Genomic DNA, 12,915 nt, shown 5'->3' with positions numbered 1-12,915 from the left:
CTATTGCCGCCCCGATACAAGCCTGGTGCCCCGCGCCATCCGTCCCCCTAAAAAGCACGGGGGCCTGATGGCCCCCGCTAGCATGCACTGTCGACCTGTTGGCTTATGCCGATTTGACGCACTTCTGGATAAAGCTGTTCTTGGCCGCGCCCGCCAGCTTCTTGTCAGCGGCGGCCTTCTCGCACTTGGCCGCCGGATCCATCGCAGCGCCCGTCTTGACGCACTTCTGGATAAAGCTGTTCTTGGCCGCGCCAGCCAACTTCTTGTCGGCGGCCGCCTTCTCGCACTCGCCGGTCGCAGCGCCAGCGGCATCTTTCACACACTTGCCGACAAAGCTGGTCTTGGCGACGCCGTTAAGCTTTTTCGCTGCGGCCTGCGCCTCGCACTGCAACTGGGCTGCGTCGTTGGCAAAGACCGGATTGGCCAGCAGCACGCTGCCGCAGAGCAGGCCGAACAGGATGGTACGCTTCATGGGTGATCTCCTCTCTATCTGGTGATGTGTTTGCATGGTCATATTTGCATGACGATGTGTTGCAAATGGCTGTGATTGCAACAGCTGATTGTTGCCGCAGATCCCCCGCCTCGCCACCCTGGGAAACGGAGCACAGGGCAACCATCGCCCGCACTATAGCGCCGATTGGCTAAGCGGGATTCTCTCCGGCCAGCTCCGTCTCAACAGCAAGCCAAACCCCTCTTCTCCACCACGACAGCCAACCCCAATAAAATCAAGGGCCATGGGAATCCAGTTTCCCACCTCAGCCATTTTTTGAACCAGCGCAAAAAACCAATCATTACTGACTGTTACGCCACTTTTTGACTAGCACGCCGGAATCCGAGAAGTGAGCGACACCCATACGTCCCCTAAGGGTAATGAAACTGACCTAATTAATGACCTAGCATTTTAAATAAATTAAGTTAAAAAATAAAAATTCTTAAAGACTATTAAAAAATAATTCTGAGAGCTAAAACATGTATTTTTTAAGTCGTTTTCTCTCTAAAAATTTTTTAATGGATATGATTTATCAAAAGAAATCATGAATTCCATAATTTATTAAATGAATGCTATAAGTACATCAATGGTGAACATGTATGCACATTTAAAAACTTTGACATTTCAAGTACAGATATACATGTCAACCATTTTACTCTGCACCCTTAATTAATTGTGAAGAATTATGACTAACTATGCCTTATGGCATTTGCAAAATGCTGTCAGTTCAACGCGAAGATATAAAAACAATTGGTTTTTTCTTTATAAAACCACTGGCGATATAAAAACAATATGGAACATTTAGAGAAGGTTCTCGATGAGAGAAATAACTTTTTAGAAAAGATAGCAATCAATAATATTAAGGTAGAGCCCCCCCCTGCTACGATGTCACAGGCATATGGGAAAATCAATATGGTAATTAAATTTATGTACAGATTAGACTTAGAAATCTAGGGCTCTATCTTTCTGAGCCAGCAATTACCTAGCTAGCTATGTCTCTCATAACACACCACTCCACCAAGAACCTACTAAAGATCGGGCAAGAAGGCGACTTTTACCTAGCGGGCCACGTGTTCAGACGTAGTAAGACCTGAACAGGCGAATATTATGGTGTCAAAAAGGTAAGAGTCTCAATTTACCCTCCTACTAAAGCAACGTAAACATGACACCGGTTTGAGGCCGGCGTCATATGACAACCAGATCTGTACAGCCAATATCAACACCAATAACAAATTGCTGATCTACTCATTCAACAACATAATGCGATTTTCCGAAAATCATCAACAGATTTTAGCTGTGTGAGGTTTGTGCCATGTATAGCACAAACGAATATTTCGAAAGTTTGTCAGAGTGATTTTTTTGTTAGCAGCAATTTCTCACAACCTTGGCATATCATCGGTACATTCTCCAATATACGTATGTTTCACCGATGAATTAATATATGCTGACTGAAATCCTTGTGTTACGACCTGATTTACAGTGGCTATTACCTGTTTGGCAGACAGTTTCACATTAAATTTCATCGTGAATGATTTTCCATCATTGGTAGTACACGCCATCATCCAGTGAGCCATAGCCCCCTCACGCTCATAGTTTTTAACACTGCAATCGACGCCTCTCCCTTTTAATTTTCCCTGATCCAACGTTGCTGTCAAATATGGATCTGAAGCCAAAAACTCTTTACTAAGACATGTTGAAGCTTTAGATTCACCAATATTCTTCTTCTCTCCAGTGCTCGGGTTTTCAGCAATCATACTCATTGTGGTTTCCCACCCACCAGGAATCATGATTCCTTCGGCTAAAACAGAACTTACATTCAAACCAAATAGAATAGCCAGTGAAATTACAACTTTATTCTTCATCTTAAGCCTTATTAATCATGTGTAACTAACACTAAGTAGATGGAAGACGGCACTAATTCATTAGTCGCACCTTCCCTATCACTCCGTTAACCCCTGATAACCAAATTCAAAAAAATTTTTAGATCAATCCATTACGCGCCTACCGCCAATGCTGAATACATTGGCAAACCCCACTGACTGACAGTCTATGGTTTGCAACTTTTAATCTACACAGATCTGGCATGATACATCCGTGTTACCAAGGAGACCATCTTCAAACGGCTATCTTAGAGAATAAATCCAAGGAAAAAAGAAGGACATGTGCGTTTCTTGGGCAAGATCAATAAATGAAATGCTGCATCATCTTCATCTTCCCGCAGGAAATCTAGGACACCCACCTTTCTGAGCCAGCCACTGCTCGGCTGGCTATCTCTGCAATCATGAATACTGACCCCAGGAAAACAGTAACAATCGGGCAAGCGAGCGGTTTTTATCTGACAAACCGCTTGTGCAAACATGGCAATGCCTGACACCGGAACATATGCCAAAAACGGGGGAGAAGGCAGGGTCTAACGGATTAGTACGGTGGCTGATGACATCGTTGTTGACCACAGTGGTGGGCGAACTGCCGGCAATGCGCCTTGTCTCCCACAACTCTGATCCCTTGTCGCCTAAACAGTGTCACCTGTTTCAGCCATCGGGCACCATCAAGGCCCAACCGCGCCAAGATTGGGGCCAGATTGGCCGGAATATAGCCCCGCTTGTCGGTCCGAATTGCACGGCCTGTCCAGTCAACCAGCATCAGATAGTCAGAAAAGGCATAGGGCAGGCCGTCAGGTTCGAACTTACTGGCAAACGGCAGCAATAGTGGTGGCAAATTATCGGTGCCGGGATCTTTCTCGAGACGCTGTTTGATACTGGTGTAATCACTCTGCTCGGGCCGGTTGGCCAATCCAGCCCGTATCGGATTGAGGTCCACATACGCCATGCAGGCCAGAAGGGCTGACTCGGTGAGCAGGGCCTGGCTTTTGAAGCGCCCTTCCCAGAAATGGCCCTTGCAGCCATCTTCCCGATTGGCCTGCCGTGCCAGGGTTTCATGAAAAATCCTGGACACCCACCTTTCTGAGCCAGCCACTGCTCGGCTGGCTATCTCTGCAATCATGAATACTGCCCCCAGGAAAACAGTAAAAATTGGGCAATCGAGCGGTTTTTACCTGACAAACCGTTTGTGCAAACGTGGTAATGCCTGACACAGGAACATATGCCAAAAATGGGGAGAAAACAGGGCCTAATAGATTAGTACGGTGGCTGATGACATCGTTGTTGACCACAGTGGTGGGCGAACTGCCGACAATGCGCCTTGTCTCCCACAACTCTGATCCCTTGTCGCCTAAACAGTGCCACCTGTTTCAGCCATCGGGTACCATCAAGGCCCAACCGCGCCAAGATTGGGGCCAGGTGGGCCGGAATATAACCCCGCTTGTCGGTCCGAATTGCACGGCCTGTCCAGTCAACCAGCATCAGATAGTCAGAAAAGACATAGGGCAGGCCGTCAGGTTCGAACTTACTGGCAAACGGCAGCAATAGTGGTGGCAAAATATCGGTGCCGGGATCTTTCTCGAGACGCTGTTTGATACTGGAAAAGAAATTAGGACACCCACCTTTCTGAGCCAGCCACTGCTCGGCTGGCTATCTCTGCAATCATGAATACTGACCCCAGGAAAACAGTAACAATCGGGCAAGCGAGCGGTTTTTATCTGACAAACCGCTTGTGCAAACATGGCAATGCCTGACACCGGAACATATGCCAAAAACGGGGGAGAAGGCAGGGTCTAACGGATTAGTACGGTGGCTGATGACATCGTTGTTGACCACAGTGGTGGGCGAACTGCCGGCAATGCGCCTTGTCTCCCACAACTCTGATCCCTTGTCGCCTAAACAGTGTCACCTGTTTCAGCCATCGGGCACCATCAAGGCCCAACCGCGCCAAGATTGGGGCCAGATTGGCCGGAATATAGCCTCGCTTGTCGGTCCGAATTGCACGGCCTGTCCAGTCAACCAGCATCAGATAGTCAGAAAAGGCATAGGGCAGGCCGTCAGGTTCGAACTTACTGGCAAACGGCAGCAATAGTGGTGGCAAAACATCGGTGCCGGAAAATCTAGGACACCCATCTTTCTGAGCCAGCAGCCCCTCAGCTGGCTATTTTTACCATCACAAAAGCTAACGAAGAAAAAAGGTCAACATGGGGCAAACAATTAGCTTTGACCTGGCAAAACGCTGGTGCAGGCGTGGCAATTCATCACATCGGAAAAGAGGTCAAAAATAGAGGGGAAACAAAACTTACCGAATTACTCAAGTGGCTGATGACATCGTTGTTGACCACAGTGGTGGGCGAACTGCCGACAATGCGCCTTGTCTCCCACAACTCTAATCCCTTGTCGCCTAAACAGGGTCACCTGTTTCAGCCATCGGGTACCATCAAGGCCCAACCGCGCCAAGATTGGGGCAAGGTGGGCCGGAATATAACCCCGCTTGTCGGTCCGAATTGCACGGCCGGTCCAGTCAACCAGCATCAGATAGTCAGAAAAAGCATAGGGCAGGCCGTCAGGTTCGAACTTACTGGCAAACGGCAGCAATAGTGGTGGCAAAACATCAGTGCCGGGATCTTTCTCGAGACGTTGCTTGATGCTGGTGTAATCACTCTGCTCGGGCCGGTCGGCCAATCCAGCCCGTATCGGGTTGAGGTCCACATACGCCATGCAGGCCAGCAGGGCTGACTCGGTGAGCAGGGCCTGGCTTTTGAAGCGCCCTTCCCAGAAATGGCCCTTGCAGCCATCTTCCCGATTGGCCTGCCGTGCCAGGGTTTCATTGAGCAGCCGCACAAACCAGCTGATGGAATAAAGCCGCTCCCGCCATTCCTCTATCAGTTGCTGCACCACCATAAGTTCGGGCTCAATCAAGGATTCCCCTTGATACCAGCGCCGTACCAACAATGGCCACTGGAACAGCGCTGCCCAGCGCTCGGCCACTTCCCGTTCGCTCCAGCTGGAGGCGGTATCTTGCTCCACCTTGAGCACCAGGTGATAGTGGTTGCTCATCACCGCATAAGCACAGACGCTGATGGCAAATAGCCGCGACAGTTGGCCCAACTTGTCGACTACCCACTGGCGCCGGTGCTCGTAACTCTGGCCAGAATGGGTATCTTCCCCGCACAGAAAAGCCCGCCGCACACAGCGGCTGACCACATGGTAGTAAGGCGTATCCTGCAGACTGATTTGACGTGAACGGGCAATAGTCATGGCTCCTCCCCCCGACTGTGACCTCTCATCTCAAGCCAAGTACAGCAGTGCGCCGCTGTCAAAAAGGTGGGTGTCCCAATTTGAAAGTCGCAAAGCGCCCCCGCCTCCCGAGTGGGTTGCCTTGACGCTGCTTTATGCTTGCCATATGGAAACCACCCTAAGTATGATGCCAAACGGCACCACTGTGGGGGCATGCTATTTTCTCGAGACCCAGGCTGCCGTTTTGCATCATCACCCACCTATTCAATAAACAGTGAGTCCTTATGAACGTTCGCTACTGCGCCCTGCTGGTGTGCTGTCTGCCGCTAGTTGTGACCAATGCCGAAGTCACTGCTCCCTATCAACTTGAAGCAGACAAGGTAGTCTTCAAACCCTATGGCAACCTGCCAGGCAAACCCCTTGCAGATGCGTTGCCGACAGACTTTGATGTCACATATCGCAACGATGATTTCAGCATTGCCCTCTCACAAGGTCGTTATTTCTGTAACGACCAGCAATTGCCCGCAAGCTTTGATATCAACACGGCCAAGGCGCTTGGCAGCTTCCTGCTGAGCGGGCAACAGGCCTATGCCTATTGCGAGCAAATCAAGGTACCGGTCAATACAGCCGCGTTTGCATTGCTCGACCACCCTTTCGCGAGTGACGGGCGTCATGTATTTCTCGTCACCGGCGAAGTACTCGAGGGGGCAGATCCCAAGCACCTGAAGACGGCCCATGGTCAGGCCGCCGATCTGCGTCACTACTACTATGTGGCCGAACAAACCAAAATCATCCCCCACAAGGGCAAAGTCGTGCTGTACGATACCTGCCAAGGGTGGGCCAAGATCGATGACACCCTCTATTTCGAGGGGGAAACCCAACAAGAGGTGGATGCCTCCAGCTTCCACTGCCTGAACTTCTCTTCGGCCGTAACCAAAGACGGCTTCTATAGCGGCAACAAGCGGATCGCGCCCCTGCCAAAAGGGGTCGACAGCGACCTTATCAAACCGCTGCAGGAGAACTTCGTCACCGATGGCACACGCGTTTGGTATGTGAACATCAAGCCGACCGAACTGGAAGGGGTCAATCTGGCCGCAGCCAAGGTGGAATACGACCAGCTCAGCGATGGCGCGCATAACTGGGATTGCAGTGTTCACGACGATCTGGGCAACCCCAGCTGTGAAAAAACGGCCGTCGAGTAGACCTGTCGGCGCTCACCACTAACAGACAGTCAGAAAATCCAGGTACAACAAACCGGTAACCATAAGGTTTCTAGCCTCCCGGTTCTGACGCAGCGCGGCCTGCTCGCGCAATAAAAATCCCCTGCGCTCGGGGATTTTTTGTTTCCTGTTTATCCTGTTTGACGAGTCACTATCTGCATCGGCGAGCAGGGATTGGCTTCTCACCATCAACGGTTATTCAGCGCTTCCACTTTCGCGATCATGATGGCCATCAGGCTAGAGATGAGCATCAGCACCATGGCAATGGGCAGCGAGAAGAGGAAGTAATAAACACGCCCACTTGCCACCAGAACAGAGTCTGCAGTCACCATAAAAGGCAGCGGTAGCAGCATGAGCAAGGCGAAGTAGAAAATGATCCTGGCGATCACCAAAGGGGTTTTGAGGGACTGAGTCACTATTTTTCGGTACGGCCACATGATGGTTTGCTCCCTGATTCGTGATTATCCGGCCATCGGCCACCAACCCTGAACAGGGTCCCGGCCTTGTTCGTCCATGATGGCTTCATGCAGCACCCTGATTAACAGCCACCGACCAGCTGGTCAAGGGACTCCCCATCAGCGGGTTTTTCCCATGATTCTTATTCTTCTGCGCGCAGCCACTATGGCGGAGAGAACCTGCAACAAACCGGCGCCGCACCACAGTAACGTCTAACAAGTGTTTCTATATCAGCAGCTTATTGATTTTCTGCCATTCGGGGGCTTGTACCAGCCCCCACTCTGCGATAGCGCTTGGTAGCGTTCAGGCAGAAGGCGCGGGGTCCACCGCCGCCAGCAATGCAGTGCCGTAGGAGTTGTCTATGGTGCAGCGCCACTGTCCATCGGTTTCTTTGCGAAACACATAGGTGGCGCGGCGGGTTTCATCGATAACCCCTCCCTCACCATCGGGATAACGCAGCCGGGTTTCCATGATCACCAAGGCATTATCGGCCCCTTCTATCACCTTCATTGCACCCTGGGTGACCTGGAGCCGGCCCTGAAAATGGTCCGAGATGGCCCCGAAGGCGCGGCGGATGGCGGGGATGCCACGCACCACCATGCCGGGTTTGACAACTAGGGCGGCATCTTCGGCGTAGAAGGCCATCAGGGCGTCGAAATCGCGCCGGGAGATGGCGGCGTCGCAGGTCTCGATAAGGGTACGAAGGGGATGCTGACTCATCTTCACTCCTTATATGGGGCGGCTTGCCCGCCCTGTCACGGATAGAAAACAACAGATAGAAAATCCCCCGAAGTCGGGGGATTGGCAATCAACTTAACCGAGTAGGAAGGCCCTTAGGCGGGCAAACTCCGCAGGCAAATTAACGGAGAGCAGCGGCAGTTCGGCGTGCTTGGCAAGCGGGCCGGGCAGCGGCACGTCCAGCCCCAGGATCTCGTCCACCGACTCCTTGAACTTGGCGGGATGGGCGGTGCAGAGGAAGACCCCTACTTCGTCCTCGGCCAGCTGTTCGCCCAGCAGATCCCAGGCAATGGCGCCGTGGGGCTCGCACAGGTAATCCAGCTGATGCAGGCGTTTGAGGGCATCGCGGGTCTGAGCGTCGTCACGCATGCCGGAGCCCAAGGTTTCCAGCGCCCAGCCTTCGCGGCGGCACAGCTCTTCCACCCTAGGCCAGTTGTTGGGGCGGCTCACGTCCATGGCATTCGACAGGGTCGCCACTGTCTGGTGTGGCTCCCACTGACCGGATTTCAGGTAGCGCGGCACTGTGTCGTTGGCGTTGGTGGCGGCGATAAAGCGCTTCACCGGCAGCCCCAGCGCCTTGGCGATCAGCCCTGCGGTAAGGTTGCCAAAGTTGCCGGACGGCACGCTGATGACCGCCTTGGCGCGATCAGCTTTGGGCAGCTGGGCCACTGCCTCGAAGTAGTAGCAAACCTGGGCCAGCAGACGGCTGATGTTGATGGAGTTGGCGGAGTTGAGGCCAATCGCCTTTTTCAGCGCCTCGTCGTCGAAGGCATCTTTCACCAGCGCCTGACAGGCATCGAAGTCGCCGTCGATGGCGATGGTGCGGATATTGCCGCCGAGGGTGCAGAAGAGCTTCTCCTGCAGCGGGCTTATCTTGCCCTTGGGATAGAGGATCACCACCTCGATCCCCTCCAGCCCGTAGAAGGCGTGGGCCACGGCTGCGCCGGTGTCGCCGGAGGTGGCGGTGAGGATAGTGATTTTGTCGTTGGTTCTAAAGGCCGCGAGGCACTGGGCCATAAAGCGGCCGCCGAAATCCTTGAACGCCAGGGTCGGGCCATGGAACAGCTCAAGGGCATAAGTGCCATCTTTGAGTTTCACCAGCGGCGCCGGGAAGGTGAAGGCGGCGTTAATCAGCTCGCTTACCTTGGCCGCGGGCACTTCATCCCCCAGCAGGTGGCTGATGATGCGGGCAGAGCGTTCGGCCAGCGGCAGCGCCAGCAGGGCATCCACATCGGCCAGCGGCGCAATCACTTCGGGGAAGAAGAGCCCCTGATCGCGACCCAGCCCCTGACGCACCGCCTGCGCGAAGCTCACCTGTTCACTCTTGTCCTTGATATTGTAAAGATTCATAGCTCGCTTCCTGTTACCCGTGCCCCGGCCATGTCCAGTTTGCAGACCCGGGCAAATCCATCTTCGTTCTGCACAAAATGTGCGTCCATCCAATCCTTCATCCGCTCGGCCTGGGCCAGATCCTTCATCACCACGAAGACGCTGGGGCCTGAGCCGGAGATGCCGGTGGCAAGCGCCCCATTCTGGGCCGCCTGGGCCCGCACCTCGTTAAAGCCTTCGATCAGCGCCGCGCGGTAGGGTTCGGCAATCACGTCTTTCAGTACGCTGGCAGCCAGCCCCTCCTGCCCTGTGTAGCTGGCGTGAACAAAGGCAGCCAAGCGACGACCATAGGTGAGGCAATCCTGACGGCGATATTGCGCAGGCAGAATGGCGCGGGCAGCGGCGGTCGACACCACTGTGCCCGGATAGCAGACCACCCAGTACCACTGCTCGAACACCGGAATGCCCTGACTGATGACGCCGTGCTCTTCCAGCACCAGCTGCATGCCGCCGAGATAGCAGGGGGCCACGTTGTCGTAGTGCACCGAGCCGGAGATGCGCCCTTCCATCTCCCCCATCAGCAGCAGCATGTCGTGCTCATTGAGGGGCGAACCGTGGAAGACGTTGAGCCCTTCAAGGGCCGCCACCACGCTACAGGCGCTGGAACCCAGACCCGAGCCCACCGGCAGGTTCTTCTCCAGCACCATTTCGAGCGGCTTGAGTGTCAGGCCACGCTTCTCCAGCGCCTCGCCATAGGCCACCCAGCAGTCGTAGAGGATGTTCTTTTTCGGATCATCGGGCAGCTTGTGGGCGTAGCGGCCCACGGAAGAGAGGGCAAACGCCACGTCAGCCGCTTTCACTTGCACCCGATCGCCGAGCAGAGATCCATCCACGGGGGCGAGCGCCGCCCCCAGTACATCGAATCCCACGCTCAGGTTGGCGCTGGAGGCGGGGGCGTAGGCAACCACGCTACCGCCTGTTGCCATATAGGGGTTCATCTCTGAACTCATGGTTATAACTCCTGCTTCCAGTTCTGGGTGCGCAGCACGTCGGCAAAGACGCCCGCCGCAGTCACTTCGGTACCGGCGCCATAGCCACGCAGCACCAGCGGGATCGGCTGGTAGTAGGTGGAGAAGAAGGCGAGCGCGTTCTCCCCGTCTTTTACCTTGAACAGCGGTTCATCACCACCGACCGCCTTGATGGCGACCTTGCACTGGCCACCCTCAATCGACCCCACATAACGCAGCACCTTGCCCTCACGCTGGGCCGCCGCAAACTGGTCGCGGAACCAGCCATCGGCTTCGGGCAGACGAGCCATAAAGGCTTCCACGTCGCCGCTGACGTCAAAGCCCGGCGGCAACGCCTGCTCGACCTCGACATCGGAGAGCTCCAGCGCCATGCCGGCCTCGCGGGCCAGGATCAAGAGCTTGCGGGCCACATCCATGCCGTTGAGGTCATCGCGGGGATCCGGCTCGGTAAAGCCGTTGCCGCGGGCGATTTTGGTCGCCTCGGAGAAAGCCATGCCCTCATCCAGCTTGCCGAAGATAAAGGAGAGCGACCCGGACAGCACGCCATCAAAGGCGCGCAGCTTGTCACCGGCCTTGATCAGGTTCTGCAGGTTCTCGATGACCGGCAGGCCAGCGCCGACGTTGGTTTCGTACAGGAACTTGCGGCGAGTCTGGCGGGCGGTGCGGCGCAGCGCCTTGTAGTAATCGAGCGACCCTGTGTTGGCCTTCTTGTTCGGGGTCACCACATGGAAACCGGCGGCCAGGAAGTCGGCGTACTGGACGGCGACGGCCTCGCTGGAGGTGCAATCGACGATCACTGGATTGATGAGGTGGCTCTCTTCCACCAACTTTTGTACCGCTTCCAGGCTGAAGCTGTCACGGGCTTCCACCAGCTGTTCACGCCAGTTGGCCAGCGCCAGTCCATCCTTGTTGACCGCCATCTGGCGGCTGTTGGCGATGCCTACCACCCGCAGACCAGTGCCCTGCTCGGCGAGCACCGGCTGCTGGCGGGCGATCTGATCCACCAGGGCTGCGCCAACGCCGCCGACCCCGACCACGAAGAGGTCGATGAACTGCTGGCTGCCAAAGAAGTTCTGGTGGCAGGCCTTGATGGCTTCCGCCACCTTGCGATCCCGCACCACGGCGGAGATGGAGCGCTCGCTCGACCCTTGCGCGATGGCGACGATATTGATGGAAGCTTGCGCCAGGGAGGTGAAGAAGCGCGCCGCCATCCCCTTGCTGGTACGCATGCCGTCACCGATCAGGGAGATGATGGCGAGATCGCTGATGATATCCAGTGGCTCCAGCAGCTGGTTCTTGAATTCAAGCTCGAACTCGCGCTCCAGCACCTTGCGGGTCTTCTCACTGTCATAGCTGTGGATACAGAAGCTGACGCTGTACTCAGAGGATGACTGGGTGATGAGGACGATACTGACCCCGGCGCGGGAGACGGCGGAGAAGATGCGGCCTGCCATACCGACCATGCCCTTCATGCCGGGGCCGGAGACGTTGAACATGCACATGCCGGAGAGATCCGAGATGGCCTTAACCTTGAGGTCATCATCCCCCTGCTCGACGCCGATCAAGGTGCCCGGCCCCTGCGGGTTGAAGCTGTTCTTGATGAGGCAGGGAATGTGGAACTGGGCCACCGGCGCGATGGTTTTCGGGTGCAGTACCTTGGCGCCAAAATAGGAGAGCTCCATCGCCTCTTTATAGGAGAGGGTTTTGAGCAGGTAGGCATCCGGTACCAGACGAGGGTCGCAGTTGTAGCAACCTTCCACGTCGGTCCAGATCTCGCAGCATTCGGCATCGACACAGGCGGCCAGAACGGCGGCGGAGTAATCCGAACCATTGCGACCCAGCAGCACGGTTTCACCCTTGTCGCTGCCGCCGGTAAAGCCCGGCATCAGGTAGAGACATGATTCTTTTCCAGCGGGGCCCTGCCCCTCTACCACTGGACGCAGCCCCTTGGCGACAAAGCGCAGGCGGGAGGCTTCGATATCGACATGGGCTTCCAGATAACCGCCGTCGGTAACCAGCAGTTGCTCCGGCACTATGATGTCCAGCTCGAGGCCACGCACTCGCAGCAACTCGTGCATGAAAGCGATGGAGAGATTCTCGCCACGGCTCAGGATGCGGGCCTGCACGTTGTCCGGGCAGAGGCCCAGCAGACGAATGCCCTGCATCAGCCGCTCCACCTGATCCAGCTCGGCAGTGAGACGGGCCAGCAGCGCCTTGTCATCGAGAGCCGGATAGGCGGCCTTCAACCCGGCCAGCAGGCGGGAGAAGATGCCGTTGATTTCAAACAGGGTGGAACTGGCATCCATGCCGCGACTGGTCTGCTCCACCAGGGCGACCAGGTGGTTGGTCACCTTGGCCGGTGCCGACAGCACCAGGGCAACCTGGGATTGGCCGTGGGTATTGACCGCGATATCCGCTACCCGTAAAAAACGCTCTGCATCGGCCAGTGACGACCCGCCAAACTTCAACACTCTCATCGCTTTCTCTCCCTGTAAATCTATGAAATTCAATCTAAAAACCAATCCAACAAAAAG

The 12,915-nt window shown here is 55.1% G+C and carries 10 protein-coding genes; 1 reads left to right on the top strand and 9 read right to left on the bottom strand.

The window, feature by feature from the left end:
* Positions 1-103 precede the first annotated feature (103 nt).
* The 4 genes from GWQ29_RS06250 to GWQ29_RS06230 all read right to left on the bottom strand — a co-directional run bounded on the left by GWQ29_RS06250 (position 104) and on the right by GWQ29_RS06230 (position 5,631).
* On the bottom strand, positions 104-472 hold the full coding sequence (locus GWQ29_RS06250; protein ID WP_275919003.1) for a hypothetical protein: 369 nt from the start codon (positions 470-472) through the stop codon (positions 104-106).
* A 1,394-nt stretch (positions 473-1,866) separates the two neighbouring features.
* The gene (locus GWQ29_RS06245) at positions 1,867-2,352 is read right to left on the bottom strand and encodes a DUF3617 family protein (protein ID WP_275919002.1); all 486 of its coding nucleotides are present in this window, start codon (positions 2,350-2,352) and stop codon (positions 1,867-1,869) included.
* 556 nt (positions 2,353-2,908) lie between these two features.
* Entirely contained in the window at positions 2,909-3,493 is a 585-nt protein-coding gene (locus GWQ29_RS06240; protein WP_345893275.1) for a hypothetical protein, read from the bottom strand.
* Positions 3,494-4,680: 1,187 nt separating this feature from the next.
* On the bottom strand, positions 4,681-5,631 hold the full coding sequence (locus GWQ29_RS06230) for a transposase (protein WP_275919001.1): 951 nt from the start codon (positions 5,629-5,631) through the stop codon (positions 4,681-4,683).
* A 263-nt stretch (positions 5,632-5,894) separates the two neighbouring features.
* Between GWQ29_RS06230 and GWQ29_RS06225 the strand changes: the two genes are divergently transcribed.
* Positions 5,895-6,812, top strand: a complete 918-nt coding sequence (locus GWQ29_RS06225) for a hypothetical protein (protein ID WP_275919000.1) — start codon at positions 5,895-5,897, stop codon at positions 6,810-6,812.
* A 206-nt stretch (positions 6,813-7,018) separates the two neighbouring features.
* On the opposite strand, the gene GWQ29_RS06220 is transcribed toward GWQ29_RS06225, so the two are convergent.
* The 5 genes from GWQ29_RS06220 to thrA all read right to left on the bottom strand — a co-directional run bounded on the left by GWQ29_RS06220 (position 7,019) and on the right by thrA (position 12,858).
* Positions 7,019-7,267: a hypothetical protein gene (locus GWQ29_RS06220; RefSeq protein WP_096118807.1), complete on the bottom strand. Its 249-nt coding sequence runs from the start codon at positions 7,265-7,267 to the stop codon at positions 7,019-7,021.
* A 322-nt stretch (positions 7,268-7,589) separates the two neighbouring features.
* On the bottom strand, positions 7,590-8,006 hold the full coding sequence (locus tag GWQ29_RS06215) for an SgcJ/EcaC family oxidoreductase (RefSeq protein WP_275908680.1): 417 nt from the start codon (positions 8,004-8,006) through the stop codon (positions 7,590-7,592).
* Positions 8,007-8,099: 93 nt separating this feature from the next.
* Positions 8,100-9,374 (bottom strand): threonine synthase, encoded by a 1,275-nt coding sequence (gene thrC / locus GWQ29_RS06210; RefSeq protein ID WP_275918999.1) that lies wholly within the window; start codon positions 9,372-9,374, stop codon positions 8,100-8,102.
* The gene (gene thrB, locus GWQ29_RS06205; RefSeq protein ID WP_275918998.1) at positions 9,371-10,363 is read right to left on the bottom strand and encodes a homoserine kinase; all 993 of its coding nucleotides are present in this window, start codon (positions 10,361-10,363) and stop codon (positions 9,371-9,373) included. Before thrB ends, thrC begins: the two co-directional genes overlap by 4 nt.
* A 2-nt stretch (positions 10,364-10,365) precedes the next feature.
* A complete protein-coding gene (gene thrA, locus GWQ29_RS06200) occupies positions 10,366-12,858 on the bottom strand; it encodes a bifunctional aspartate kinase/homoserine dehydrogenase I (protein WP_275918997.1) in 2,493 nt (830 codons plus the stop codon).
* Between the last annotated feature and the right edge of the window lie 57 nt (positions 12,859-12,915).

This window comes from Aeromonas sp. 2HA2 (genome assembly GCF_029237345.1).
In the GTDB taxonomy this organism is placed as follows: domain Bacteria; phylum Pseudomonadota; class Gammaproteobacteria; order Enterobacterales; family Aeromonadaceae; genus Aeromonas; species Aeromonas salmonicida.
The sequence above is the reverse complement of the archived record's forward strand: the minus strand, read 5'-3'. Positions and strand labels throughout refer to the sequence as shown.